A 24786-nucleotide genomic window follows, 5' to 3' on the forward strand; every position below is an offset into this window, starting at 1 on the left:
TACTTACCTTTCAATTATTTCAAACATTTGGAATTAACTCAATAAAAAAAAAGCAGGCTCAATCCATATAGAATCAAGCCTGCTCTTATTAGAATTCCAGCTCCTGCAACAATTTCTTTCTAGAGTAAAAGTAGTAGATTGATTGAATCGTTAAATAAACCCCTGAAACGCTCGCGAAATGCAGGAGAGAATGAAGATTTTCCATTATACCCCCAACATCCTGTGAAAAGGATAAGATATAGATAAACGCTATGGTGCATCCAAGAATTGGTGCAAAAAAGAATAATACACCCATTTCCTTTGATACAAATGTCTGCATTTCTTTTTTTGTAATGCCAATCTTAAACAACTTCTTGTATTTCGCTTTCTCCTCTTCTATATTAGAGAAAATAGTAAGATAAAGCAGGATGAAAGAGCCAAAGAAAAACAAGATACTGATGAACGAGGATACCAGAAACATGATTTTAGATGAAATTTTAATTACATTATATGCTGAGATTTTAGAGACTGGTTGAAAGATTTCTAGTTCGTCCTCTTCATAGAATGTTTCACGGACACTTTTAAAGGGAAGCGTGTTTTGACTCAGATTTTCCAGCGTGTTTTTCAACTCCTCCACCACAACTTCTGTTTGCTTCCAATCTTTGAAATTCAATAAATGCAAGGTGACTTCATCGCCTACTAAATCACTACTAAGCTCTTGGAACACCTTATCATGTACAACCAGCAACGAGTATGGCGTGATTCTATGAGAGTTCAATTGGTCGTTCATCACAAATTTTTTACGCTTAAATTGATAAGGGTTGTTTCCATCCATGAGTATAAGCCCATTTTCATACATACCCTCATCGTATACATACTTTGGATCCCTATTTATCCATTCAAGTAATTCATCCTCTGACAATATTTCTTCTGTATCCATAATGCGATTAAAGTCAGAGATTCCCATGAACGTAAAATCATAATAGGCATCTTCCCAGTATGGATCATCTTGATAGAAAATGAACATGTTCACTTTCTCGTAATCTTCAACAGGGTTTTCCGGTTTATCAACAATGTTGAACAATTCTTCTTTCGTTAGCGTATTCCTTGTTTCGGTCTCTGCGTAGAAGAGATCATATGGATTGGAGTTGATTGCCTGCCTTTCTCCTTCCGCACCGACAATCAACATCATGCTTGTGTAAAAGATCGTGACCATGCTCATGATGGTGATCAGGAGCATAATCGCCACCAACTGATTGAATTTGTACTCAAGATTGCTTAAAGCAAGCATCCTTTTGAAATAATAGGATTTATGCTTCTTCGCCTTTTTTATCAAGAAACTCATTCCTTGAGAAAGGACAATATAAAGGCTCATAAAAATTCCGAGTGTACTTAGAAGCAAATAGCCTCCTGCATCTCCTTGGGCTAAGGAAGGGATGGCAAACAATACAACACTGCCAATCAGCAGGATGACCCCGAGCAACCCAAAAACAGGACTCCTACCTTTGATCATATCTGCCACTTTATCACTTTTCAGATTGTGAGAAACGGTTCTCCTCAAGGTCAAGTATAGAGTGATAAAAACTGAAATCAGGAAGATAGCAAGATATGTCAAGATAGAATAAACGATCATTTCCTGTGAGAGATGGAATGGCACCTCTCCCAAGCCAGAGAATTTGATGAAAAGTAAGAATAGTAACCGTGAAAAAACCATCCCTGTCAAGATACCAGATACAATGGACGCAAAAGCAATCAGCGCATTTTCTACTAATAATAGTTTTGCGATATCCCTTTTGGACATGCCTAAAGTCATCAGGAGTGCGAATTCCTTTTTTCTTCTCCTAGTAAAAATACGGTGGGCATATGTAATAAAGAATACAGTGAAAAAGACAAGCGCTGCTCCAGGTATAGATAATGCATCCTTTATACTCTCACTCTCTTTGACCGCCACCACTGAATCATTAAAATAGATCGTGCTATACATAAAGAAGAAGAACACAGCAAAGCTGTTGCACAGATAATAGAATAGGTATTTCCCCTTGTTCCCTTTCGCCATCTTCCAAACCAGTTGATTAAATGTCATGGCTCCTACCTCCCAACACGGCAAGATTGTCCATAATCTGGTTCAAAAACTCCTTTCTGTCTCCTTTTCTGACAATATAGGAATCTATTTTTCCGTCTTTAATGAAAACAACCTTTCGGCAATAGCTAGCGGCGAATACATCATGTGTAACTACAACGACGGTCGTGGAGAGCTCTTTCACAATTTTCTCGAAACACTCCATGATGACTGTGGATGATTTCGAATCCAGGTTTCCGGTTGGTTCATCCGCAAAAATAATGGTAGGATCGTTCACCAGAGCACGACTAACGGCCGTCCTTTGTTGCTGCCCACCGGAAATGTTAAACGGGTATTTATCCAATATAGCGTCTATGCCAAACAACTCGGATAGTCCCTTCGCCTTCTCCTCCATTTCTGCCACTGATTTTTTCTCCAGCACCATCGGAACTAGTATATTTTCTTTCACAGTCAGACTATCTAGCAGGTTGAATTCTTGGAAAACAAACCCTAATTGTTTTCTTCTGAAAAGGGCTAATTCATCCCCGTTCATTTCACTGATTTCTCTTCCTGCAATCAATACTTCCCCAGATGTAGGTGCATCAATTCCACTCATCATATGAAGCAATGTCGTTTTTCCACTTCCAGACGGACCCATGATGGCGATGAATTCGCCCTTATTTATGGAAAGGTTTACGCCATCGATTGCAGTTGTTGCTCCTTCCGCACCGGCATCCCCATATATTTTCACTAATTTACTGGCTTCTAAGATTGTTTCCCCCATTGTATGGCCTCCTCACGCAACTTAAGATGCAAGTCACCTTCTATTTATATCTATATAGTACTAAGTGGCCGTTTTACCTACCATGGAACAATACGAAAAAAACCTTACACTTTTGTAAGGTATCTAATCGTGACTGTAGTCCCCTTGGAAGTTTCCGACTCAATTGAGATCCGATGATTGAGCCGGTCCGCGATTTTTTTACATAGGTACAGCCCTATACCTGATGAGTTCTCGTATTTCCTCCCGTTTTCCCCAGTGAAAAATGCTTCAAACACTCTTTCTAGATCATAGGACTCAATGCCAACCCCTTCATCTGTAATAACTAGTATGACATCGTCTTCTTCTATATCCACTTGAAATCTTATCTTTTTGCTTCCTTCTTTTCCGCTTGAGTATTTAATGGCATTGGAGATGATCTGATCTAGCATCGCTTCGTTCCATTTTTGGTCCGTAATGATGAAAACAGCTTGTTCCTCACTATCCAATACCGGGAAAACTGATTGATAGATAAATTCACTTTTTCGATTATTTATCACCTTACGCAAGGATGATAGAAGGTCGATTGACTTTATATCCAAATCATTTTCGAAGCTGTCCATCCTGATCATGGTCAATCCTTGTTCAATGGCAGTATGTAGTCGTTTATTTTCCAGTTGTAATTTATCAATAGCTTCCGAACTGCTTTTTGTATTCTTCTCATTCTGGATAATTAGGTCCATAACAGATACCGGTGTCTTCAAGTGGTGCATCCAGTGGGATAAGAAATACAGCCTTTCTCTATTCTTTTCGATCTGTTCATTCTTTTCCCTGGAATGTTCATGATTCATTTTCTTAATCCAATTATAAAAACCTTTTTGTTCTTCTGTATGCACCTTCATATCTGCATGCTGATTTGCGAGCTTCTTTTCTATCGCTTCATTTACCTGGTAATAACGGTAACCATCAATGAGAAGGTAGACAATTAGGAGAAATACCCCTACGGAAAAAGGATATAGTATTTCTGTATTAGCAGGCTCAATCAGATGGAAAAAGGTGATGACAGCAGCCATATTAAATATATAGAACGAAATGAGGAGACTTCTATCTTTGAAAAATCTCTTTAATATTCTATTATCCATTTGTTTTGCCTAACTCAGTAGGCACACTCAGCATATAGCCCACTCCTCTTTTGCTTGTGATGACCTTTGGGAGTCCAAGAGAAGAAAGCTTTTGCTTGATTCTAGTCATATTGACCGTCAATGTATTATCATCAACAAAGGTTAACGAGTCCCATACTTCTTCTATCAGTGTTTCTCTTGGAATATAGGCATTGTGTTGTTCCATTAATTTTTTCAACAATATGTATTCATTTTTACTAAGTTCTTCGCGCTTTTCACCAAAATGAGCTGCAAGGGTTTGACTGTTTATTTTCAATGAGCCTACAGCTAGACTGCCACTATCTTTTCCTGCGTATTCCCCGTAAACTCGTCTCATAGTTGCCTTTACTTTTGTATGTAATAAGTCAAAAGTGAAGGGTTTTGTTATATAGTCATCCGCTCCAAGTTCAATTGCCATGATTTGATCCATCTCGGTACTTCTCGCAGAAATGATGATGATAGGAACGGTTGATTGCTGCCTAATGCTCCTGCATAAAAAGTATCCATCATAGTATGGTAGATTAATATCTAATAAGACAAGGTCTGGCTGTGCTTTTACAAAACCCTCCATTATATGTTGAAAATCCGTTGGCTGGTATATCACATAACCGTATCGTGCTAAATGCCCTCCAACAAGTTCATTTAATTGCCTATCATCTTCAATAAGCATGATCTTATGCATGTCTTAAATCCCCTTTTATTTTGCCGAGCTGTTTTATGTATATTTTACCATATAAATTATCTTGGATTCATTCTCAATCGATGAATATATGTCACACCACAAAAATTCCCATTGGGAAAATAAAGGTTTATTTCTTGTATAATTTCAATCTTTTATTCTGAATTTTCCCAATATAAATTCTTTCTTTAATATGCTAAATTATTCTTGTGTTACCAATTGAGAGGAGATGAGCATGAGGATGAAGAAAAAGGGTCAATCAAAGAAAGTGTTTTTATCCGTTTTATCAGCAGCAACCATTCTATCCACTGTTGCGCTAAGCAGTCCATCAACAGGGGGAGCCAGCAACTTTGAACTAGATTTCAAGGGAGTCAGCCAGATAACAGAGACGAAGGCAGTTTCCAAGAGTGGTAAAACTGGTGAAGCTTCTTTTCTAGCAAATACAGAGAATGTTAAAATTCCAAAAGGCCTGCAAAAAAAGCTAGAAGTCGTACCGAAAGATAATAGTCTTTATATTGTACAGTTTGATGGTCCCATTTTAGAAGAAACAAAAAAAGAACTGGAGTCTACTGGGGCAACAATTGTAGATTACATACCTGACTATGCATACATTGTGGAATACAAGGGTGATGTTGCAAAGGCCACTAACGGTATCGCTCATTTAGAATCTGTAGAGCCCTACCTTCCCCTTTATAAGGTCGACCCACTATTATTCACTAAAGGCGCTTCTGCTTTAGTAAAGGCCGTTGCACTTGATGCTAAACAAAATAATAAAGAAATCACTTTCAAAGGCATAGAAGAAATTGTCGAATATGCTGCCAACCATAACGTTCTATATATCTCCCCAAAACCGGAATATAAGGTGATGAATGATGTAGCGAGAGGAATTGTTAAAGCAGACGTAGCACAAAACAGTTATGGATTATACGGACAAGGCCAAGTGGTTGCAGTTGCCGATACAGGTCTTGATACTGGTCGCAACGACAGCTCGATGCATGAAGCTTTCCGCGGAAAAATTACAGCTTTATACGCATTAGGAAGATCCAATAATTCCAACGACCCGAACGGTCATGGTACACACGTTGCCGGATCTGTACTTGGAAACGGGGCAACCAATAAAGGAATGGCACCGCAGGCAAATCTTGTATTCCAATCCATCATGGATAGCAGCGGCGGATTGGGAGGCCTTCCATCCAACCTGAGCACATTGTTTAGTCAAGCTTACACTGCCGGGGCCCGAATTCACACCAACTCCTGGGGTGCTGCGGTAAATGGCGCTTACACAACAGATTCCAGAAACGTTGATGACTATGTTCGTAAAAATGATATGGCTGTTCTTTTCGCAGCTGGGAATGAAGGACCTAATAGTGGCACCATCAGTGCACCGGGTACTGCGAAAAATGCCATTACAGTTGGAGCAACAGAAAATTATCGTCCAAGCTTTGGGTCTTATGCAGACAATATCAATCATGTTGCACAGTTCTCTTCACGCGGACCTACTCGTGACGGTCGAATCAAGCCGGACGTAATGGCGCCAGGAACCTTTATTTTATCAGCACGCTCTTCCCTTGCACCAGATTCTTCCTTCTGGGCAAATCATGACAGTAAATATGCGTACATGGGCGGAACTTCCATGGCAACACCGATTGTTGCAGGAAACGTGGCACAATTACGTGAGCACTTTATCAAAAACAGAGGCATCACACCTAAGCCGTCCTTATTGAAGGCTGCTCTTATTGCTGGTGCCACTGATGTGGGTCTTGGATTCCCGAACGGCAACCAAGGTTGGGGACGTGTGACATTGGATAAGTCTTTAAACACTGCATTTGTGAATGAGACAAGCTCCCTGTCTACAAGCCAAAAAGCGACGTATTCCTTCAATGCAACTGCAGGCAAGCCACTTAAGATCTCTCTAGTATGGTCTGATGCTCCTGCAAGCACATCCGCTTCTATAACATTAGTAAACGACCTTGACTTGGTGATTACCGCTCCAAACGGAACGAAATATGTTGGAAACGACTTTACTGCACCATTTGATAACAACTGGGATGGCCGTAACAATGTGGAGAATGTGTTTATCAATGCTCCACAAAGTGGAACATATACGGTAGAGGTTCAGGCATATAATGTTCCTCAAGGTCCACAGGCGTTTTCTTTGGCGATTGTGAACTGATAAGTTTTGGAATTGGAGAAACTGCTGTAATTGAGGGGAATGACTCTCGATTGCAGTGGTTTTTTGGGAGTATTTTGTTTTTTTAAATAATCCCGGCACTTGATTGGCTAATCCCTTCACAAATAGAGGGAATCCCTTCACAACTGACCGTTTATTGGGCTCACATTTTAACGTGAGGATAACCCCGATGAAAATCCCTGCACAAGGATGGGAAATCGCTGCATAACTCCGTGTAATCCCTTCATAATACCAAAAACTCCCGGCATAACGGTGAGTTATCCCGTCACAAGAGCAACCTCTTCATAAAAAAGCACCCAGAAGCATCCCGACTCCTTTTAAAAGAGTCGTCACTCCCAGGTACCTTCATTTACTCTACCTATTCCTCGTTCGTTTCACCAGTATTCGTTTCATTCTGTTCCATGTTTGTTTCGTTATTGTTCATTTCTTCATTATCAGCCGCGCATCCAGTGGCAAGAGCTAGTAATAGTACGGAAGATGATAATGCCAAGAACCATTTTTTCATGATTGAACTTCCTCCCTGTGCTATGCTTGTTTTTATTGGATTTACAAGTTCCATCATACAAAAAATCAGAACCAAAAAAAGCATTTTTACCAATAATTCACAACAACTATACATTGTTTACTTCAGCTTTACACCTCCAAAACATCAGTTGTCCGACTCTTCCAAAATCACCTCATCCACATGATGCTTTTTCATCTTATTCCGGAGTTTCCGATTTTCCTTGGATTCAAACACAATATCCATGTCGTAACCATCCGTGTATAGATCTTCTGCTTTAATATAAAGAGATAGTCGCTTATGGTTGAAGGTCTCTATCCGTCCTTTTACCATAACCTCCACATCCCCCTTTTCATCTGCTGGCTTATAAACGATACCGAACTCCCCAATAGAGGCAATCTCTACATTGTCCCCCTTCTTAAAAATGATTTCCTGTTTTGTCTTCTCTTTTTCCGGATGCTTCATCTTTCTGACATACTTACGATTCATTGCTAGTTGCCTTTCGAGTTCATGCCTTGGTCTATCCGTTTTTCCACTGTAATCTTTTGATTCTTTATAGGTTATTTCATGTGCTCTTTCTATTAACTTAGGGTGCATGCCTAGACGCAAAGCGATGGCAAATGCCTGACTGTCCCCTCCTTTTCCAACGATAAGGCGGTACGTTGGTTTTAGGGTGCTCAAATCAAATTCCATCGAGCCGTTGCAGAAGCCCTCACGCTCATTTGCGAATTCCTTGATTTCACTGTAGTGGGTCGTGGCAAGCATCGTCGTTCCCTTATTATATAGTTCTTCTAAGATGGAGGTGGCGAGCCCCATCCCTTCCGCTGGATCTGTGCCGGAACCTAACTCATCCAAGAGTACTAGCGTTTGCGGGGTGGATTCAGCCAAGATTTCAATGATATTTTTCACCCTGGAAGAGAACGTACTCAATGACTGTTCGATGCTCTGCCCGTCGCCGATGTCCACCAGCACTTTGTGAAAGATGGCAATCTCGCTTCCTTGTTCAGCAGGGATATGCATACCACACTGAGCCATTACCGTCAGGAGACCCACCGTTTTTATCGTGACTGTTTTTCCTCCAGTGTTCGGGCCTGTGATAACAAGTGCATCGTAGTCCTCACCTATGATCAGATTTAAAGGGACAGCGTTTTTTCCAAGTAAGGGATGTCTCGCACCGGCTAATCGTATGACATGATGCTCATTTATCTGAGGTGACGTTCCCATTAACATTAAGCTGTGCTTCGCCTTTGCAAAAATAACGTCATAACTGACCATCAAATCCATCGCCAGTTTGATTTCTTTTTCATGCTCTTGTACCAAACCAGTCAGCATAAAAAGAATCTGCTCCTCTTCGGCCTCTTCCTGATACTTCAGCATACTGATGGAATCTTGCATGATACTGATTTCTTCCGGCTCCATGAACACGGTGGATCCTGAAGCAGATATATCCAGCACAGCACCCTTTATATTATTTTTATATTCCTTTTTAACAGGGACAACATATCTGCCATTTCTAGTACTAAATAGACTCTCCTGAAGATATTTACTGTATTTGCTCGACTTGACCAATTGCTCGATACGGTTTTTAATTCGTTCCTCCAAAGTGGAAATCTGCTTTCTGACCTTCAGCAGCTCCTTGCTTGCGTAATCGTCCACCCTCCCGTTTCGAATGCAACGGATGATTTCTTCCGCCACATGAGAAAGCTCCACAACGGAATACATATAGCTTGTGATGACAGGTGCTGCAGATTCTTTGTCTTTCATAAACCTCTTCAGTTTTTCAATTGTATCCAGGAATTCGTATAGTCCTATCATCTGATCTGGCCTGAATGCAATTCCTTTATGGAGATTTTTTAAAATATACTCAATGCCTTGAAGTCCATGAATTGGCACGCTTGAACTAATTGAGAGTATCTTCTTCCCTTCTGTGACTTCATTTAACCAAGCTTCAATCTGTCTTTTATTCATGGATGGTTCCAATGCCATTACTGCTTTTTTCCCTGGTTCAGAAATAGCAAGGTATGCCACATCTTTCTTCAAATCTGTAAATTGTAATGCTTGAATAGTTTCGTTATTCACTGTTTTTCCTCCTAGTAATTAGTTAGCAATTTGATTAGTGTAATCACTAATTCCGTGCGAGGAAATGAAAAGAGCAGGGTCGTTAAATTTATTTTGCATATAAAAAAACACAAAGAACAACACTCGTCCTTTGCGTTTTTGAATGGTAGTTTTAAATTTGAATGCAGGATAGGCAGAAAAATACCCATACCCATGCTGTAACTATCATTTTATGAAGCAGGCGCAAACCCGTGTTCTTAACATTTCGCTATGAGAAAAAAAGCGTACTCAAACAGAGCTCGATAAAATCGAACTTTCTCTCATATCGCACGTATTAGATTACGTTTAGTTAAGAACTACCTTTTCCATAAAACAAACTCCTTCTGTTTGAAGATATATCCATTATAATAAATGTATTTCTAAATGTCACGCCTATTTTACTATAATAAGAATTGCTTTAATAAATGAACGTGTTTATGTTTACCTTGTAACTCAGTTACTTACCATATAGTGCTCCGAATTCTCAGGTATATTCTTCAATGCTTTTTTCAGAAATTCAGGGTAAAGGATCACGTCTTCCAGCTCGTCGACCGGTACCCATTCATAGATCAATCTTTCGCCTTCTACACCATGAAATGGTCCAACAGGTATGGGTTGTTCTAACTCGCTTGAAACGATGTAGTAAAACCCGATTTCGTGTACTCGTTTCCCACGATAGTCAAAAAAGTTTTCAACCACCCATACTAGCCTTTCAATAGTCATGGATATATCCAATTCTTCTTTAAACTCCCGTTGCAGGCTGACTGGTGATGCTTCGTTCATTTCGACTCTCCCGCCAGGAAGGGACCAAATATTATCATCACTTGCCCTATGCATTAATATGCGGTTGTCCTTTATCCAGATGCCCGCCACTCTATAATTGAATACTTCTTGTTCTGTATGAAAAACGACATCCATGGCTATGCCCCTCCATTCAACTCGCTTATTGATTTTGATATTTCTTCCGTTAATGCCAATTGAGTAGGAATAATCCATATTAGAATGGCAACAAGCAAAAGAAGATAAATTGCAGCATACCTTTTCCAATGTTTTTTAGGTCGAGACTCTTTGAAAGAACTGACTAAAAAAAGGGTGGTGAACAATAGAGAAAATGAAAAAGTCAAATCCCAATAATTGTCTGCCTCTGAGATAAGTATGATGGCCTTTATTGCTTCATTAGTAGGCATATAGATTACTTGCTCTTTTACGAAATGTCCTCTTTCAATCGTTACCATTCCGTTGTCATGAAAAGTATAGGAGTATCCTGTCAAATTGAAACTTGTGATCGTCGTAAAAACCACAAGGCTTATGTATATAAGAAAGAAAATGATAAATAAATAGAGCTTTTTCAGGTTATATCCCCCTCTCCCCTCCTATAAGAATTTCTTAAATACCACCCGATCTTGGCCCATGCCATCATAATTTTGATGGATAGGAATGCCGTTCATACTCATGTCTCCATCCTCCATGCTAAAGCCCATCTTTGTATGAAAGTGGATAGAGGTTGTATTCACAGGGGAGGTCACGCAGCTCACGTCCTTGCATCCTTGGTCCTTCACTGTTTGAAAGAAGTGTTCGTAAAGTGTTCTTCCCACGTTCTTTTGGCGGGTCTTCGGGTTTACACCTACAAAATGTATGTATGCCTGCTCCGGATTGGAAGGAGAAATGAAACCTATCAAAAACCCAATCGTTTCTCCCTCTCCTTCCATGATGAAACTTGTGTCTTTAAAATGATGGATAAATAACCTTGGTAGCATGTCGACCATTTCCCTACCTCCCCACCACGTATTCAGGTTAGTAGAAATACGAAGGAAATCGCCATCGCGAATGTTTCTTATTTTCATGAGGTTAGCTCCTTTTCTTTTATTCAGCAGGAAGCGCCAAAAAATAATTACGTACCTCCTCTGGCAATTCTTTTACATCTAATACTTGTAATCTATTTGTTCCTGGTGTAGTCATGATTAAATATGTTTTTTCTTTGTATTCAAAAAGAGTAAACTGGGATATACTATTTGGCGAGTTGTCGAGATGACTCATAAAGTCGTAATCTTCTTCCGGAAAATTCCCATTATATCCTTCAAGCATTAGTTCAGATAATTCTTCATAACTTTTTGAGAAGCGTATGGCTTGATAAAGCTCTAAAGAATTTTTGGGGGTATAGAAAAGGACATAATATATCGCGACTCCTACAATCAAAAACCCTATTAAAATTGAACTAATGATGCTATATTTTTTCCCTCTCCACTTTTCCATTTAGCTATCGAGCTCCGACGTAAAAGCTTCTGCCATTTTAATCAATTGCTTTTTACTTACTTCTTTGGGAGTAAGTTTGTAATAGAATGTTATTTCGTAATTAACATCATTCTCTTCCCAAGCAAGAATACGTTTTCCTTCTTCATCTGATATGAAGACTCCATTATTTTCTCCTATATGTATTTTTTGTTGTTTCATTGACTTGAAGGCTTCCGTTTCTTTAACACCTATATACACGTCCATATATTCCTTATTTATATTAGACAAGGTGACTGTTAAGCTCTCTTTGTCTGCATCCAGATTACGCTGTGCTACTTCCATTTCTTTGAAAGGGACGTATGTTGGTATTTTCTTTTCGAAAGGTAGATTTTCCGCTGCCATATAGAACGGCTCTCGATTATATTCATATAGTTTTCCATTCCAAATCGACCATACAATAGCCAATCCCACCATGAAGGTCAATAGAAGGGCCAACCCTATCATTCTTTTTTTAAGCATCCCTTCGCTCCCTCTCTATTCAAGCGTATTCAATCTATCAAATGGATAATAACGAAGAACCACTTTCCCCATAACATTTTCTTTGGGAATGGACCCTATTTCCCGGCTATCCCTACTGTCATTACGGTTATCCCCCATTACAAAAACGTGGTCCTTCGGAACAATCACTTCATCAAATGGATACAGCATCTCTTCTTGTATGTATGCTTCCTCCAGCTCTTCCCCATTGCGGTAAACAGTTCCCCCACGATATTCGAGCTTATCCCCTTCTACCCCAATCACTCTCTTTATCCAGTAATTATTCCCCTGTTGCTCTTTTAATAATGTACTAACGAGCGGGCTTTCCTTGAAGTTATCCGCCAAATTCCTTCCGCGATCTACCCTGCTATCTATTACAACAATATCATTGTATTTCGGTTCGATTCCCAGCATATAACCGCTCTTGAAAATGAGCACTTTATCGCCTTCCTCTTTATGAGCCCAAACATCTTCACCAGTCAAAGTTGGCTCCATGGAGCTACCTTTCACGGTAAAGGGCTGAACGATTAATGCACTGACAAGAAAGGCAAAAAAGAGTCCGATCACACAGGCTTTTCCCCAACTAATAATTTCATTTTTAAATTTTTTTGTTTTCATATGTATCACCCTTGCTCTTAGACGAATTTATTGAACGATTGGTTCATTTCAGAAAGAAAAACGATCAGAAAGTTCTGATCTCCGTTAGTCAAGCTTTACCCTTTGTAATAGTTACGAATTTTTGCTGGAAAAGGTTTCGCCTTTTCTAATTATTATTCTACAATTTGAAGGACTAACTTTTTCAACTCTTCCAAACTATTTATTACCATATCGGCTTGCTCCAACTCTTCCTCTTGTGCAAAATCAAACCTGCATCCAATAGCCGTTAACCCATTTCGTTTTGCCGCATTTATATCTGAGAGGCGATCCCCGACCACCGCTCCATGTTTAATGGAGTATTTTCTGATAATCTCCCCTACTAGCTCTGTCTTGTCCAAAGATTCAATCCGATCTATACTGAATACTTCTGTCACCCATCGATTTAAATCATACTGTTCCACAATCGCTTCAAGATAAGCAGTCTGCCCATTGCTTGCTATGTATACATCCAGGTTCTCCTTCTTCAAAAATTCCAGAACATCTGTTACACCAGGATAAAGAGCGCCATTTCCCTTATGTATATTGTCTATCAACTTTTCATGAAAAATCAGGTTTGCCTCGACCCTTATTGCCTGTGAATGTGACGGCAGAAGAGTTTCCCACACTACAGGCAGGGGTACTCCCATAATCCTTCTGTATGTATCGATAGGAGTTGGCTCTTCTATATCCCAAACATTCATTTCCGCTAACAGCTTGAATGTATCATCCAAAGCCAATTCCAATATTCTATCCGTTTGAAAGAGAGTTCCGTCCATGTCAAAGATTATTGCTTGCATTTGTTATGCACTCCTTTATCTTATTGTCTATTTATCTTGAAGAAGGGAGGTATCGATTGACTCTGACTCTATCACTAAAGCAAGCATCCCTGATTCGCTTCCAGACTCATGCCATTCTCCCTCTTCCCACATGACTCCTTCTCCGCTTTTGATTACCATTTTTTCGCGATCCGTTCCCGTTACCCATCCTTCCCCCTGCACGACAATGAACAACTGCTGCACACTTGCTTGATGATATCCCACTACACCGCCAGCATCTATTTGAATAAACCCTACGCTAGTTTCCTGCTTACTTCTCAATACTTTTATGAAATGGGCCGTTTGTGAATCATATCGTTTTATCGGGAATCCAATTTCTTTATCAAATCGGAAGAATTTCACTGATTACACATCCTTTTCTATTTTTCTGAATTTCTCCGTCAAATAATCATCATAAGCATCTCTGACAGGATCCGGATCTTTCGTGATTTGTGAGAGTCTTGCTTTAATGGCCGTTAATAGCGTTAAACATCTTAACAAAACGCCTAATATTAGGGCACATATTAAAATCATGGCAATTTCTCCCGTAAACGCTAACCCGAAACAAATTAATACAGATAGAAATATCCAGCCAAATAGTTTCATAGTTTCCCCTCTTTTTTTATATTATTTTGAAAATATACTTTAGAGTATAGAGAAGATTGGGTGAGGTGTAAATAATTGGTTTTGAAAGTCTCAAGGAGAAACGGGTCTACGTCTGGGCTTTTATGTTTTGACCCACACAATTTACTGTCTAAACTCCATGTAATACATGCCAATCGACACATTTCGACAATTATCAACAAAGGATACCTCTCTCAGGGGAGGTACCGGGCTCCATAGATACTACCTCTGGTTCTAGAATTGCCTCCCTCAATACAAAAAAAAGCCGAAGAACAAAGTTCCCCGACTTTTCGGCTTGACCTATCTTAGCCTAACACATCCGTAATCCCGTCCATATTTTCCGAGATCCATTCCACTGCCATATCCAAGTTCTCAAACTCTTGAACCTCGAATGTTACTTCATCCTGAAGCAGCCATACATCTTTGTCTTCATAATTGATGCCACCAATCGACCAGTGCAGCAAGCTGTAAGGATGATTATGATTTAAGAATGATGCCCACGTTTTGGATTGGGCCACATTTTTCAACGAATTGATTTTGCCCCCGTTGCTCATTTTGCACCCTCCACTACCAATAAACTCATTCGTGGATTTAGAATCTGGCTCGGACATTTCAACATATAGCAGTTCGCACTTTCCACAAAATCGACTGTCATGTCTTCATCAAAAAAGACAAGCTTTGACTTTTCCATTAATAATGGACCGATGTTTGTTTCTAGCTCCACATCATCATCGTCTTTTTCCGGTGTGATCCATAGTGCGGAAACTCCGCTAACGACGCATCCGCATCCATCTGTATCATATTTTAGCTTCAACCATTTTCCATCTTGGTTTTCAAGCTTTGCTTTGACTCTTTCTGCTGCTTTCTCTGTAAACGTTACTTTCACGTTTCATGCCTCCAACTGTTTCATTATTAGCATGATTGTACCATATATTGCTCATTAGTATAACTACAAGGCATTTGGAAAGGATGGTAGTGGATAAGTTCTTGTTGTCAAAATGGATAATTGTAGGTACGATACTAATATCTTTATAAGAAGGAGGAGATTACCAATGTCAAAAGTAACAATTAAAGTAATGGATAACGGAGGCTTCCGTGTAACCGGTGATGTGGAGTTAATCGATGCAGAAGGAAACAAGTTTGAGGACAAGCCGGCTTTTACTTTGTGCCGTTGCGGGCTTTCCAAAAAGCTTCCTTATTGTGATGCTTCACATAAAGGCAATTTCGAGTCCTGTGTGCGGGCTGCCCAAGTATTGAACGACTGATTTGGCGCAGCCGTAACCAGTAAAGCTTGGAGGGGAAAATCATTTTCCCCTCCTTTCATTATGAAAAATGGAGTCGCTGGAGTTGCGGAAGGTAACGAGCCAAAAAGATAGAACGTCCCAAACTAAATACAACAAATGCCAACCAGATACCCTGATTTTCATACATAGGTACGAATAACCAAATGGCAAATAAAAATACAAGTAATGCAACAAAAATAGAGTTTCTAATAGACTTCGCGTCTGTCGCTCCTGAAAATATACCTTCTAGTTGCAAACCCCAAAAACCTACAAATGGGAATATCACCATCCAAATTAAGTTTTCGATGGCCAAAGCCCTCACCGTGTCTATACTGGTAAACAATTCGACAACACTATCTCCAAATAGCAATATGAGGGCAGCCAGTATAACAGCAGTTCCTCCCCCCCATACTGCAGATAAATTTACGGCTCTTCTAAATAGGAATGGATCCTTTCCTCCTATTGACCTTCCCGTCAAAATACTGGACGCATTTGCAAATCCTCCAATTAAATAAGCCATTATATAATGTATTTGTAGCAGAATTGCGTTTGCCGCCAGTGTTACCTCTCCCATACCCGCCCCCTTGGATGTGAAAATTCCGGTCATGATCAATAAACACACCGTTCTTAAAAAGAGGTCTCTATTTACTTTTATCATCTTCATCAAAGGTTCCGGATCTAACATCATCCGACGATCCACATTGGAGAACCCTATTTTGTTATGTCTGGCAATGATGAACCCACCGAAGAGAACGGCACTTATTTCAGAAATAAGCGTGGCATAGGCCACCCCAGCTACCCCCAGTCCCAAAACCAACACAAAGATAATGCTAAGAGCTATATTCATCATATTCATGACCAATTGGGTGGCAAGCGCTAGCCTTACCTTGCCCATCCCTATTAACCACCCAATAAACACATAGCTCATAAGGATAAATGGCGCTCCCCAAATTCGAATAGAAAAATAAGTGGAGGCAAAAGAAGATACCGCCTCGCTCCCTCCTATTACATTTAATGAAATATGAAGAATCGGCTTTTGAAAAATAATAAAAAGCAAGCCGAAAATTATCGCGATAATCATCGGTCTAAGCAAGGTTAAGATGGTTTCATAACCTTTATCAGACCCTTGTGCCTGTGCAGTAAAGCCGCTTGTACTTACTCTTAAAAACCCAAGTAGCCAGTACATCGTATTGAAGATGTCAGCACCAATCGCCACTCCACCTATGGAAGATGGATCAGGCAGCCTTCCAACAACCGCAGTATCGACCGCTCCGATTAGCGGCGTGGTAATTCCCGCTATTATTAGGGGGAAAGCCAATGCTACATACTGCCCGTTACTAAAGGCTGCTTTCTCTTTTGCTACTACTACATTCATTCCTTCTTTTCCTTTCTGTCCTTAAAACGAAGCAGCCTTGATCAGTGCCTTCGTATATGGATGTCGATTATCTTGGTAGAGATTTTGCAACGGGAACCGATCCACTACTATTCCATCTTTTAAGACGATTATCTGGTTACATAAGAAGGTGACAGCTCTTATGTCATGCGAAATGAAAAGTATCGTCATTTCTGTTTTTTCTTGATGCTCCTTTAGTAACTGCAGGATTTGCTTTTGAACGGTAACATCAAGGCTTGCCGTAGGTTCATCACAAATCAGAAGGCCCGGTTCTAGACTTAGTGCCCTGGCAATACTGACACGTTGTTTTTGCCCTCCACTCAACTCGCCTGGAAACCGCTCCAGCATATGCTCGTCTAGACCGACCATTTCAAGAAGGGCCATCGCTGATTCTTTGCGGGATGCCTCTTCTCTATTTAGAAAAGATGGCTGAACCTCCTTGAAATTATCTAATGGTTCCAAAACACTTTTCCATATTGGAAGTTTAGGATTAAGAGTGCTGTTAGCATCCTGGAATACCATCTGGACTTGTCTCCGGTACTCCCGCAACGCCTCTTTCTTTTTTGGCACGATTTGATTCCCTTCAAATGTTATGTGACCCTCCTTATATGGTTGAAGACCTAATAGTACCTTCGCAAGCGTACTCTTTCCACTACCGCTTTCTCCTACAATCCCCACACACTCTCCTTTGTTTACAGCAAAAGACACATTGTCTAGGGCTTTAACGCCTTTGGAATAATGGATTGAGAGCTCCTCTACGATTAATTGACTCATATGGACATCACCTTCTCACTAGTCGACTGAACTCCGTTTCCTTCTCCAGGCAGGTCCAATACACAACCACATAATTTTTTCGTATAAGGGTGTCGATGATCACATTTAATCACTTCGGGAGTTCCACTTTCTACAATCTCACCATGTTCCATTACATATATCTTGTCCGTCCGCTTGTAAGCCTGTGTAAGATCATGTGTGATCATCAAAACGGCACATCCCGTCTCTTTTCTCATTTTCTCAATATAATCCAATACCTTTTCTCCGCTCATGACATCAAGGGCAGTGGTAACCTCATCGCAAATTAACAACGATGGCTTCAACGCAAGGGACATCGCTATAGCAGCCCTTTGCACCTGCCCTCCACTTAATTGAAATGGGTAACTTCTATAGACTCTTTCCGCTTCTAGCCCCATTTCGGTAAGTACATCCAATGCCGCTTTTTTTGCCTTTTTCTTTGAAAGGGGGTTGTGTGCTTGTATTGTTTCAACCATTTGTTTTCCTATACAGATAAAAGGAGTGAAACTCCCTCTATAATCCTGAAAAATTATGCCTATCTCTTTCCCAAGAAGCTTACGGTGTTCCTGATGTGACAATCCTAATAGATTTCTATTTTTATAGAGGATTTTCCCTTTCGCATTCATCTGTCCTGGAAGCAGATTCAAGATTGCCCTAGCCGTAATGCTTTTCCCGCAACCACTTTCCCCTATCAAACCAATCATTTCCCCTCTAGCAATCTGTAGATTTAATCGGCTGATGATTGCTTTTGACTCATTGTGTTTTTCAACGACTAATTGTTCAATAGTAAGCAATGGTTCACTCATCGATTATCACTGCCCTTTCTAATGTCAAAGTGATCTTTTAATCCATCTGCCAATAAATTGCATGTTAAGACGGTTATCATGATGGCAAGACCAGGATAGATCATGAGGGAAGGTACTGCTTGAAAATATCCTCGCCCTTCATTCAACATTGCCCCCCATTCCGGAATAGGCGGTTGTGCTCCAAGTCCGATGTAGGATAAGGCAGAAATCATGAGTATCACCTTACCTACGTCAATGGCTGCCATCGCAATGATCTCCGGCAGTACTTGTGGTAAAAGGTGCATGCGAATTGTTTTCCATGTACTAGAGTGCGAAATCTTAGACACAAGAATATACTCTTTTTCCTTTTCTGCCATAACCAGACTCCGGACCACTCTCGCATACATGATCCACCTGACTAAAATGATGGCGAGCACAATATTGGTCAGGTTCGGACCCAATATGCCGGCAATAGCTATCGCCAGGATAAAATCGGGAAATGCCAAAATACCATCTATCATTCTCATGAAAACGGCATCTACTTTCCCTCCTATATAACCGGAGAGGAGGCCGATGGGAACACCAATTACTATTGCAAGGGAAATTGCAAGTAATCCAAGCCCTATGGTTAACTTGGCTCCATACAAAATTCTGGAAAAAACATCCCTGCCCAATTGATCTGTACCAAGCCAATGGATGGATGAAGCCTCTTTAAGCCTATTTCCCATATCTATTTGGAATGGATCATGGGGAGCCATTGTGCTTCCAAACACAATGACAGCAGCCAGCATGCTCGCAAGAATGGAGCCAATCACTAGATTAGGATTGCGAACAAGAGTAGTATTTTTCCATTTTATTGTCATGCTTTCCATTAACTTATCTCCTTTCCATGCCTAATCTGTGGATCGATGATTAAGTAGAGCAAATCTACAATTAAATTGGTCATGACCACTAAGAGACCTACCACCATAATGTATCCTTGTATTAGCGGGTAATCCCGTTGCATCACTGCTTGTACAATCATTTCTCCCATACCCGGCCAGGAGAATAGTATCTCAATTACGGTAATCCCTCCGAGAAGACTGCCAATACTCAATCCAAACATAGTAACAAGCGGAACGAGACTACCGCGTAAAGCATGAAATAAAAGGATTCTTCCTTTTCCCAATCCTCGCGCATAGGCCGATTCGATATATGTGCTCTGCAAGGTAGAAACGAGCCTTTCCCGCAATATCTTTATATATAAAGGTGCCATTGCAATCCCTAGAGTGATAGAAGGCAGAACAAAGTGGGCAAGCGTTCCCTTCCCCATTACAGGAAGTAAGTTCCACTTTAATGAAAAAAAGTAGATGAGTAGTAATCCAAGCCAAAAGCTAGGGATGGAGGCACCGAGTATGGCAAACCATCTGCTGATATAATCCGGCCACCGCCCTTCATATACCGCCCCAAGTACACCGAGTGGCACAGCAATGACAAAAAGGGCGATCATGCCTCCTACGGATAAGGCAAAGGTCGCTGGGAGTCTATCCAAAATGATATCCAATACTGGCCTCTTAGAGATAATAGATTCCCCTAAATCCAATTGCGCTACATTCCATAGCCATTGAACATATTGGACTAAAATCGGTTTATCAAATCCATATTCCTTCATGACCCTTTCCTTATCATCTGTGGTTGATATAACATCATCCACTTTCAATAATGCCCTGACCGGGTCTCCCGGGGTTATTTTCATCAGGACAAATGTTGCGAAAGAAAGAATCAAAATCATAATAATCAATTGAAACAGCCTTGAGCCGATAATAGAAACAGCCTTCCGCATTTTCCCACCCACTTCTATTCATGAAGAAAAGTGAAAGCATCCATGATACTTTCACTTCATCATTTTATTTTACATCCATTTTGTTCGTTATAAGGTAATATTCTTCTGATCCCGGCTCCCAATCTTTCACTCTATCATTTACGCCTACGATAATGTGCGGGTGCAAGATGAAGGAATGAGGAACCTCCTTCTGAATGACATTCACAGCTCCTTCCTGTAACTCCATTCTCTTTTCTGGATCTGCTGTAGTGTTTAGTTGTTCGGTCAGTTCATTTAATTCCCGAATATCAATTTGGCCAGGATTCAACGCCCCCTCCGGCAAATAAGCAACATTAAGGAAGTAACCGCCATCCCCACGGGGAGCCGTCAGGTTAGAGTATGTCACCATATCCCATTCATCCTGTCGCTCCCATAAATAACTATCAATATTTTCGATGGTGACAATCTCTATATCAACTCCGACAGATGCAGCTTCACCCTGTAAGTATTGGGCAAGCAAGGGAAGCTCCGGTCTTCCTGAATACGTTGCCAGTTTAAGCGTAAGCACCTTTCCCTCTTTTTCCATCTTTCCGTCCGCGTTCTTCCGATAGCCTGCCTCTTTCAATAGCTTTTCCGCCATTTCAGGGTCATAACTGGTTGGTTCCGTTTCACCCGCAAATGCAAAGTTAGGATTAAATGGGCCAGCCGCCTCTGTTGCATGACCATTCATAATTTCCTTTACTGCCACTGGACGGTTCACTAATAGGTCCAATGCCCTTCTCACATTTACATCCTGCAATGCAGGGTTAGCATTGTTATAGAGTAGGAAATGGACACGAAGGCTTGGTACCGACTCAACCCTTAGTTTATCGTTGCTTTCAATTGGCTCCAACGACTCGGGAGGAAGATGATAGGCTATATCTGCTTCTCCGGATTGAAGGGCGAGTGCCCTAACGTTTCCATCTGAATTAAATTTGATTTTCACTTGATCCAATTTTGCCGCTCCGTCCCAATAATCCTCATACCGTTCTAAGTTCACTTCCGTTTCTGAGATAAAACTTGTAACCTTAAACGGGCCAGTCGCTATCGGCTGCTCCCCAATACTCTCAGCTTCCACTTTAACGATGGAGGCATTTGTATGTACCAGCTCGGAAAGAAAGGCCGGGTATTCCTCTGTATTGACAAACGTTATCTCCTGTCCATCCGCTTCCATAGATTCGATTTTCAAACTAGATGAGACGGCTTCATTCGTTTCCAGCACTCGTTCAAAGGAAGCTTTCACCGCTTCTCCATCAACTGGGGTCCCATCATGAAAGGTGACACCCTCCCGAATCTTGAATGTCCAGGTTTTTCCATCTTTTCTCTCCCATGCTTCTGCCAGCCATGGCTGAATTTCCAGGTTTCCGTCAATTCGAACCAATGTTTCAGCCACTCCAGCACGCACCCCCATCCAGTCCTGATGCGGATCCATTGTTTTGGAAGCAAAACTGAATAGCATCGTTACAGACTTTTCGTTGGATTCTTGTGATGCTGTCTTTTCATTTGCGCTCCTGCAACCTATGATTGTTAATAACAATACGATGAAAATGGAAAATATCAGTACTTTTTTTAATTTCATATTTTTCTCTCCTTTAAACTATTCAGCCTTAGCAAGACTCGGTGTGATTCTAGCATCAGGCATTTTCTGGTGGAAAGCGCAATGGATGTGCTAATGATTAATACACCGCCAACTAGTGAGAAGACTTCTAAAGTCTCTCCCCAAAAAACAAATTCCCTCATGACATTAAGACCCTATAAAATAGAGTGATTACGCTTTAAACACCATGCCGCTTTTGGATTTTTTAAATAAACGCAGATTAAAGCGTAATGATTACTATTTGCATTTTTCACTATACACCTCCCCTTTTAAACCGTCAATAACAAAATCAAACAACGCGTATTGTCCCATAATAAAAACCTTGAAAGAATAAACATTCCTTCAAGGTTTTTACATTAAATGAAAGCTAAAAAATTTTTTGCAGATCATTAAGTGAATGAATAATATAATCATATTCTTCCACTTCTCCAAACCCATAACTAGCGTAGACAAATGGAATACCAGCTACCCTCGCTGCTTGCTGATCTCCAACCGTATCTCCCACATAAACAGGACTCTCCAGTTTATTGCGTTCGATAATTAGTTTAATATTTTCACCTTTTGAGAGTCCTGTTCTGCCTGGATTCTCATAATCAATGAAATAAGTCTCTAATTGATGATATTTATAAAAAGCTTCTATGTAGCCTTCTTGGCAATTACTCACAATAAAAAGTTTGTATTTTTGAGATAGGCTCTCTAACACTTCTTCTACCTGACCGTAGAGCTGTCCCCCTTTTTCCTCTAAAAGCACTCTCTCCGCTTCTCCACATTTGTTCAACAACTGGGTGCGGCTTCCTTCTTCTAAGTCAGGGAAGAAATGTTTCCCTATATCATGCATTTGAAGCCCCATGGTAGCTTTGAAATCATCACTTGTTAACTCTTTCTCGATCTGACCTTCATTTTTCAGGATTTCATTCCAAGCTACAAGTACGGTTTCCCTTGAATCCCATAACGTACCGTCTAAATCGAAAATAATGCTGTCCATTAGTTACCCTCCTTTAATTTACTTTATCCTTCTTTCCAAGTCTTCTACTCTTGCTTCCAATTTTTCTATCTGCGTTTTCTTTTTAGTAGAAGAACGCATCATCATTATGATTATAAAAATAAAGGTTAACGGGACAAAAAAAGCAAACAACTGAAAAATCAGATCTCCAAGGGTTATCATTATCTATCACCTCTATAACTAGAACTGTTTTCTATTGTATCGTAAGTGAGCATTTTTTTCGTCATTTAAGTACCTACTATCCAAAAGGTCAGACCGTTAACTTTGCACTCTCAACTTGTGATTGGCGGAAAGAACCCCTCTGGACTTCGAACAACTTGTTCTTCAGGAAATACCTCACGCACCTTCTCAAATACCTCTTGCTGAACATTTCCATCTAACCATATTCCCTTCTCTATGTCCTCATATTTTTCATAAATACCTAGACGTGCCGTCCGCTTTCCTCCACTTCCGTCCCCTGTAAAATCATCCACACATACCCTATCCACTATTCCTTTTAGTTTTAAAGCAAACTCTTCGGAAAATGGCAAGGCTGGTGCAATGGCAACCTGGTTTGGCACCCCTTCTTCATGTAACGTTTTTAATGCTTTCAGCCTTGCTGGGATGGGTGGTGCTGCTGGGGAAAACCTCTTACGTACCTCCTCTAGGTCCGTTTCTATTGTGATGCTCACCATCACCCTCTTGCCCAATGATTTCAGCAAATCGATATCTCTTGTTACCAATGGACTTCTTGTTTGGACAAAAAGAAAATCCGGTGGTTCTTCTGCCATTACTTCCAAAAGGGTTCGGGTTACCTCCTCCTTTTGTTCCACCGGTTGGTAAGGATCGGTACTGGATGACATGAAAATGCTGATGGGCTGTTCTTTTTTTCTCAACAACCGTAGTTCTTTGGCGAGCTTTTCTTTTACATCCTTCTTGACATCCACCCAGGTTCCCCATTCCTGTTTACGGAATAGACCGACCGGGCTTTGTCTGACATAACAATACGAACAACCAAAAGCACAGCCGATATAGGGGTTAAGGGTGTGGGTATAGCCTTTTAGAAAGCCACTTGCTTTGGTCAGAAGTTTTTGTGGTGTTTTTTCGGTTACTTCTACTCGCATCCTTTGGCACAACTCCTTTCCTTTACATCAATATTTTTCTCTTGTTGTTTCCATCTTTTTCTTTATACTTAAAGTATCACATTATAAAGGGGTAGATGCATATGGTACTTACGGTGCTAAAGCCTATTTTTGCTGAGTCTGCAAGTAATCTTGTGAATACAATCAGTTCTTATTCCGGAACGGTTTTGTTTAAAAAGGAGCATTGGGTAGTCGATGCAAAGAGCCTGCTTGGTGTATTGGCACTAGCCCTTCAGCCAGGACAGGAAGTGGAAGTGACTTCTGATGAGAGCGAAGAAGTGTTTGAGGCCATTTTGGCGCTCGGGTATTTTGAAAAGAAATAAAAAGCAAGCATCCTTCCTCATGCGTGCGTGGGAAGGATGTATTTTTATGCTAGGAAATATCCAAAATATCGTCTACGCACAGGCTGCCAGCTTCGCCGAATTTATCGACCACGTGCAATCGTCTTTGGTAAGCATCAAGATGATGCACCGCTCCCACAAACAGATGGTACCTTCTTTTTTCATAATAGGTGATGGTTACTTCCTTACCCGTTTCCATCGCTTCGCAAAACAGTTCATTCAATTCTTCCAGCCGCTGTTCGTCCATTTCCGGCTTGGTTTCATATAGGTCCTCTTTAGTCCAATCGCGCAGCATTTTGACATGCTCCGGTAGCATCATGGACGTCCATTTGATGGTTCCGCGATCCCGTATCATCCTCA

At 40.6% G+C, this 24786-nt stretch carries 30 protein-coding genes; 3 read left to right on the plus strand and 27 right to left on the minus strand.

Features of this window, described 5'->3' with window-relative positions:
• Positions 1–88 precede the first annotated feature (88 nt).
• From MKY77_RS14900 to MKY77_RS14915, 4 genes are all read right to left on the minus strand, one after another.
• Entirely contained in the window at positions 89–2062 is a 1974-nt protein-coding gene (locus MKY77_RS14900; protein ID WP_339146628.1) for an ABC transporter permease, read from the minus strand.
• Positions 2052–2822, minus strand: a complete 771-nt coding sequence (locus MKY77_RS14905) for an ABC transporter ATP-binding protein (RefSeq protein WP_339146629.1) — start codon at positions 2820–2822, stop codon at positions 2052–2054. The genes MKY77_RS14900 and MKY77_RS14905 overlap by 11 nt, the downstream gene beginning before the upstream one ends.
• Positions 2823–2926: 104 nt before the next feature.
• Positions 2927–3940: a sensor histidine kinase gene (locus MKY77_RS14910; RefSeq protein WP_339146630.1), complete on the minus strand. Its 1014-nt coding sequence runs from the start codon at positions 3938–3940 to the stop codon at positions 2927–2929.
• The gene (locus MKY77_RS14915) at positions 3933–4640 is read right to left on the minus strand and encodes a response regulator transcription factor (RefSeq protein ID WP_339146631.1); all 708 of its coding nucleotides are present in this window, start codon (positions 4638–4640) and stop codon (positions 3933–3935) included. The genes MKY77_RS14910 and MKY77_RS14915 overlap by 8 nt, the downstream gene beginning before the upstream one ends.
• A gap of 232 nt (positions 4641–4872) precedes the next feature.
• Between MKY77_RS14915 and MKY77_RS14920 the strand changes: the two genes are divergently transcribed.
• Positions 4873–6810 carry a S8 family serine peptidase gene (locus tag MKY77_RS14920; protein ID WP_339146632.1) on the plus strand — a complete coding sequence of 646 codons (1938 nt, stop codon included), beginning with the start codon at positions 4873–4875 and terminating at the stop codon, positions 6808–6810.
• A 376-nt stretch (positions 6811–7186) separates the two neighbouring features.
• On the opposite strand, the gene MKY77_RS14925 is transcribed toward MKY77_RS14920, so the two are convergent.
• From MKY77_RS14925 to MKY77_RS14985, 13 genes are all read right to left on the minus strand, one after another.
• Positions 7187–7333, minus strand: coding sequence for a hypothetical protein (locus tag MKY77_RS14925; RefSeq protein ID WP_339146633.1), 147 nt, complete (start codon positions 7331–7333; stop codon positions 7187–7189).
• A gap of 144 nt (positions 7334–7477) precedes the next feature.
• Positions 7478–9409 (minus strand): endonuclease MutS2, encoded by a 1932-nt coding sequence (locus tag MKY77_RS14930; RefSeq protein WP_339146634.1) that lies wholly within the window; start codon positions 9407–9409, stop codon positions 7478–7480.
• Between the two features lie 471 nt (positions 9410–9880).
• Positions 9881–10345, minus strand: coding sequence for an NUDIX hydrolase (locus tag MKY77_RS14935; protein WP_339146635.1), 465 nt, complete (start codon positions 10343–10345; stop codon positions 9881–9883).
• Between the two features lie 2 nt (positions 10346–10347).
• Positions 10348–10662, minus strand: a complete 315-nt coding sequence (locus MKY77_RS14940) for a hypothetical protein (protein WP_342515371.1) — start codon at positions 10660–10662, stop codon at positions 10348–10350.
• A 138-nt stretch (positions 10663–10800) separates the two neighbouring features.
• A complete protein-coding gene (locus MKY77_RS14945) occupies positions 10801–11271 on the minus strand; it encodes a GNAT family N-acetyltransferase (protein ID WP_339146637.1) in 471 nt (156 codons plus the stop codon).
• Between the two features lie 19 nt (positions 11272–11290).
• Positions 11291–11680 carry a hypothetical protein gene (locus MKY77_RS14950; RefSeq protein ID WP_339146638.1) on the minus strand — a complete coding sequence of 130 codons (390 nt, stop codon included), beginning with the start codon at positions 11678–11680 and terminating at the stop codon, positions 11291–11293.
• Complete coding sequence (locus MKY77_RS14955; RefSeq protein WP_339146639.1) at positions 11681–12178, minus strand: DUF4367 domain-containing protein; 498 nt, start codon at positions 12176–12178, stop codon at positions 11681–11683.
• A gap of 15 nt (positions 12179–12193) precedes the next feature.
• Positions 12194–12814, minus strand: coding sequence for a signal peptidase I (gene lepB, locus MKY77_RS14960; protein ID WP_339146640.1), 621 nt, complete (start codon positions 12812–12814; stop codon positions 12194–12196).
• Between the two features lie 152 nt (positions 12815–12966).
• On the minus strand, positions 12967–13629 hold the full coding sequence (locus MKY77_RS14965; protein ID WP_339146641.1) for an HAD hydrolase-like protein: 663 nt from the start codon (positions 13627–13629) through the stop codon (positions 12967–12969).
• 27 nt (positions 13630–13656) lie between these two features.
• Positions 13657–14010, minus strand: coding sequence for a cupin domain-containing protein (locus MKY77_RS14970; protein WP_339146642.1), 354 nt, complete (start codon positions 14008–14010; stop codon positions 13657–13659).
• 3 nt (positions 14011–14013) lie between these two features.
• A complete protein-coding gene (locus MKY77_RS14975; protein ID WP_339146643.1) occupies positions 14014–14181 on the minus strand; it encodes a hypothetical protein in 168 nt (55 codons plus the stop codon).
• Positions 14182–14576: 395 nt separating this feature from the next.
• A complete protein-coding gene (locus tag MKY77_RS14980; protein ID WP_339146644.1) occupies positions 14577–14825 on the minus strand; it encodes a DUF2552 family protein in 249 nt (82 codons plus the stop codon).
• On the minus strand, positions 14822–15157 hold the full coding sequence (locus MKY77_RS14985) for an iron-sulfur cluster biosynthesis family protein (protein ID WP_339146645.1): 336 nt from the start codon (positions 15155–15157) through the stop codon (positions 14822–14824). Before MKY77_RS14985 ends, MKY77_RS14980 begins: the two co-directional genes overlap by 4 nt.
• Before the next feature lie 166 nt (positions 15158–15323).
• Here MKY77_RS14985 and MKY77_RS14990 point away from each other — a divergent pair, with 166 nt between their 5' ends.
• Positions 15324–15536, plus strand: a complete 213-nt coding sequence (locus tag MKY77_RS14990; protein ID WP_063560517.1) for a CDGSH iron-sulfur domain-containing protein — start codon at positions 15324–15326, stop codon at positions 15534–15536.
• A 58-nt stretch (positions 15537–15594) separates the two neighbouring features.
• Here the strand turns inward: MKY77_RS14990 and MKY77_RS14995 are convergent, their stop codons facing one another.
• The 9 genes from MKY77_RS14995 to MKY77_RS15035 all read right to left on the minus strand — a co-directional run bounded on the left by MKY77_RS14995 (position 15595) and on the right by MKY77_RS15035 (position 24067).
• On the minus strand, positions 15595–16929 hold the full coding sequence (locus tag MKY77_RS14995; RefSeq protein WP_342515372.1) for an MATE family efflux transporter: 1335 nt from the start codon (positions 16927–16929) through the stop codon (positions 15595–15597).
• Positions 16930–16950: 21 nt separating this feature from the next.
• The gene (locus MKY77_RS15000; protein WP_339146647.1) at positions 16951–17721 is read right to left on the minus strand and encodes a dipeptide/oligopeptide/nickel ABC transporter ATP-binding protein; all 771 of its coding nucleotides are present in this window, start codon (positions 17719–17721) and stop codon (positions 16951–16953) included.
• The gene (locus MKY77_RS15005; RefSeq protein ID WP_339146648.1) at positions 17718–18545 is read right to left on the minus strand and encodes an ABC transporter ATP-binding protein; all 828 of its coding nucleotides are present in this window, start codon (positions 18543–18545) and stop codon (positions 17718–17720) included. Before MKY77_RS15005 ends, MKY77_RS15000 begins: the two co-directional genes overlap by 4 nt.
• Positions 18542–19396: a nickel transporter permease gene (nikC, locus tag MKY77_RS15010; RefSeq protein ID WP_339146649.1), complete on the minus strand. Its 855-nt coding sequence runs from the start codon at positions 19394–19396 to the stop codon at positions 18542–18544. The genes MKY77_RS15005 and nikC overlap by 4 nt, the downstream gene beginning before the upstream one ends.
• Positions 19396–20346 (minus strand): nickel ABC transporter permease, encoded by a 951-nt coding sequence (nikB, locus tag MKY77_RS15015; protein WP_339146650.1) that lies wholly within the window; start codon positions 20344–20346, stop codon positions 19396–19398. The genes nikC and nikB overlap by 1 nt, the downstream gene beginning before the upstream one ends.
• 64 nt (positions 20347–20410) lie before the next feature.
• Positions 20411–21943 (minus strand): nickel ABC transporter substrate-binding protein, encoded by a 1533-nt coding sequence (nikA, locus tag MKY77_RS15020; RefSeq protein ID WP_339146651.1) that lies wholly within the window; start codon positions 21941–21943, stop codon positions 20411–20413.
• Between the two features lie 385 nt (positions 21944–22328).
• Positions 22329–22946, minus strand: coding sequence for an HAD family hydrolase (locus tag MKY77_RS15025; RefSeq protein ID WP_339146652.1), 618 nt, complete (start codon positions 22944–22946; stop codon positions 22329–22331).
• Positions 22947–22964: 18 nt separating this feature from the next.
• Positions 22965–23126, minus strand: a complete 162-nt coding sequence (locus MKY77_RS15030; protein WP_339146653.1) for a hypothetical protein — start codon at positions 23124–23126, stop codon at positions 22965–22967.
• 110 nt (positions 23127–23236) lie between these two features.
• The gene (locus MKY77_RS15035; RefSeq protein ID WP_339146654.1) at positions 23237–24067 is read right to left on the minus strand and encodes a radical SAM protein; all 831 of its coding nucleotides are present in this window, start codon (positions 24065–24067) and stop codon (positions 23237–23239) included.
• Between the two features lie 101 nt (positions 24068–24168).
• On the opposite strand from MKY77_RS15035, the gene MKY77_RS15040 reads away from it, so the two are divergent.
• Positions 24169–24408, plus strand: coding sequence for an HPr family phosphocarrier protein (locus MKY77_RS15040; protein WP_339146655.1), 240 nt, complete (start codon positions 24169–24171; stop codon positions 24406–24408).
• Between the two features lie 49 nt (positions 24409–24457).
• On the opposite strand, the gene MKY77_RS15045 is transcribed toward MKY77_RS15040, so the two are convergent.
• Complete coding sequence (locus tag MKY77_RS15045) at positions 24458–24781, minus strand: YolD-like family protein (protein ID WP_339146656.1); 324 nt, start codon at positions 24779–24781, stop codon at positions 24458–24460.
• Positions 24782–24786 lie beyond the last annotated feature (5 nt).

This window comes from Sutcliffiella sp. FSL R7-0096, from assembly GCF_038595065.1.
Taxonomy (GTDB): domain Bacteria; phylum Bacillota; class Bacilli; order Bacillales; family Bacillaceae_I; genus Sutcliffiella_A.

Coding starts and splice junctions, on each gene's coding strand:
- MKY77_RS14900 (WP_339146628.1), bottom strand. CDS start 2,062: ATGACATTTAATCAACTGGTTTGGAAGATGGCGAAAGGGAACAAGGGG.
- MKY77_RS14905 (WP_339146629.1), bottom strand. CDS start 2,822: ATGGGGGAAACAATCTTAGAAGCCAGTAAATTAGTGAAAATATATGGG.
- MKY77_RS14910 (WP_339146630.1), bottom strand. CDS start 3,940: ATGGATAATAGAATATTAAAGAGATTTTTCAAAGATAGAAGTCTCCTC.
- MKY77_RS14915 (WP_339146631.1), bottom strand. CDS start 4,640: ATGCATAAGATCATGCTTATTGAAGATGATAGGCAATTAAATGAACTT.
- MKY77_RS14920 (WP_339146632.1), top strand. CDS start 4,873: ATGAGGATGAAGAAAAAGGGTCAATCAAAGAAAGTGTTTTTATCCGTT.
- MKY77_RS14925 (WP_339146633.1), bottom strand. CDS start 7,333: ATGAAAAAATGGTTCTTGGCATTATCATCTTCCGTACTATTACTAGCT.
- MKY77_RS14935 (WP_339146635.1), bottom strand. CDS start 10,345: ATGGATGTCGTTTTTCATACAGAACAAGAAGTATTCAATTATAGAGTG.
- MKY77_RS14940 (WP_342515371.1), bottom strand. CDS start 10,662: ATGGTAACGATTGAAAGAGGACATTTCGTAAAAGAGCAAGTAATCTAT.
- MKY77_RS14945 (WP_339146637.1), bottom strand. CDS start 11,271: ATGAAAATAAGAAACATTCGCGATGGCGATTTCCTTCGTATTTCTACT.
- MKY77_RS14950 (WP_339146638.1), bottom strand. CDS start 11,680: ATGGAAAAGTGGAGAGGGAAAAAATATAGCATCATTAGTTCAATTTTA.
- MKY77_RS14955 (WP_339146639.1), bottom strand. CDS start 12,178: ATGCTTAAAAAAAGAATGATAGGGTTGGCCCTTCTATTGACCTTCATG.
- lepB (WP_339146640.1), bottom strand. CDS start 12,814: ATGAAAACAAAAAAATTTAAAAATGAAATTATTAGTTGGGGAAAAGCC.
- MKY77_RS14965 (WP_339146641.1), bottom strand. CDS start 13,629: ATGCAAGCAATAATCTTTGACATGGACGGAACTCTCTTTCAAACGGAT.
- MKY77_RS14975 (WP_339146643.1), bottom strand. CDS start 14,181: ATGATTTTAATATGTGCCCTAATATTAGGCGTTTTGTTAAGATGTTTA.
- MKY77_RS14980 (WP_339146644.1), bottom strand. CDS start 14,825: ATGAGCAACGGGGGCAAAATCAATTCGTTGAAAAATGTGGCCCAATCC.
- MKY77_RS14990 (WP_063560517.1), top strand. CDS start 15,324: ATGTCAAAAGTAACAATTAAAGTAATGGATAACGGAGGCTTCCGTGTA.
- MKY77_RS14995 (WP_342515372.1), bottom strand. CDS start 16,929: ATGAATGTAGTAGTAGCAAAAGAGAAAGCAGCCTTTAGTAACGGGCAG.
- MKY77_RS15000 (WP_339146647.1), bottom strand. CDS start 17,721: ATGAGTCAATTAATCGTAGAGGAGCTCTCAATCCATTATTCCAAAGGC.
- MKY77_RS15005 (WP_339146648.1), bottom strand. CDS start 18,545: ATGAGTGAACCATTGCTTACTATTGAACAATTAGTCGTTGAAAAACAC.
- nikC (WP_339146649.1), bottom strand. CDS start 19,396: ATGGAAAGCATGACAATAAAATGGAAAAATACTACTCTTGTTCGCAAT.
- nikB (WP_339146650.1), bottom strand. CDS start 20,346: ATGCGGAAGGCTGTTTCTATTATCGGCTCAAGGCTGTTTCAATTGATT.
- nikA (WP_339146651.1), bottom strand. CDS start 21,943: ATGAAATTAAAAAAAGTACTGATATTTTCCATTTTCATCGTATTGTTA.
- MKY77_RS15025 (WP_339146652.1), bottom strand. CDS start 22,946: ATGGACAGCATTATTTTCGATTTAGACGGTACGTTATGGGATTCAAGG.
- MKY77_RS15030 (WP_339146653.1), bottom strand. CDS start 23,126: ATGATAACCCTTGGAGATCTGATTTTTCAGTTGTTTGCTTTTTTTGTC.
- MKY77_RS15035 (WP_339146654.1), bottom strand. CDS start 24,067: ATGCGAGTAGAAGTAACCGAAAAAACACCACAAAAACTTCTGACCAAA.
- MKY77_RS15040 (WP_339146655.1), top strand. CDS start 24,169: ATGGTACTTACGGTGCTAAAGCCTATTTTTGCTGAGTCTGCAAGTAAT.
- MKY77_RS15045 (WP_339146656.1), bottom strand. CDS start 24,781: ATGATACGGGATCGCGGAACCATCAAATGGACGTCCATGATGCTACCG.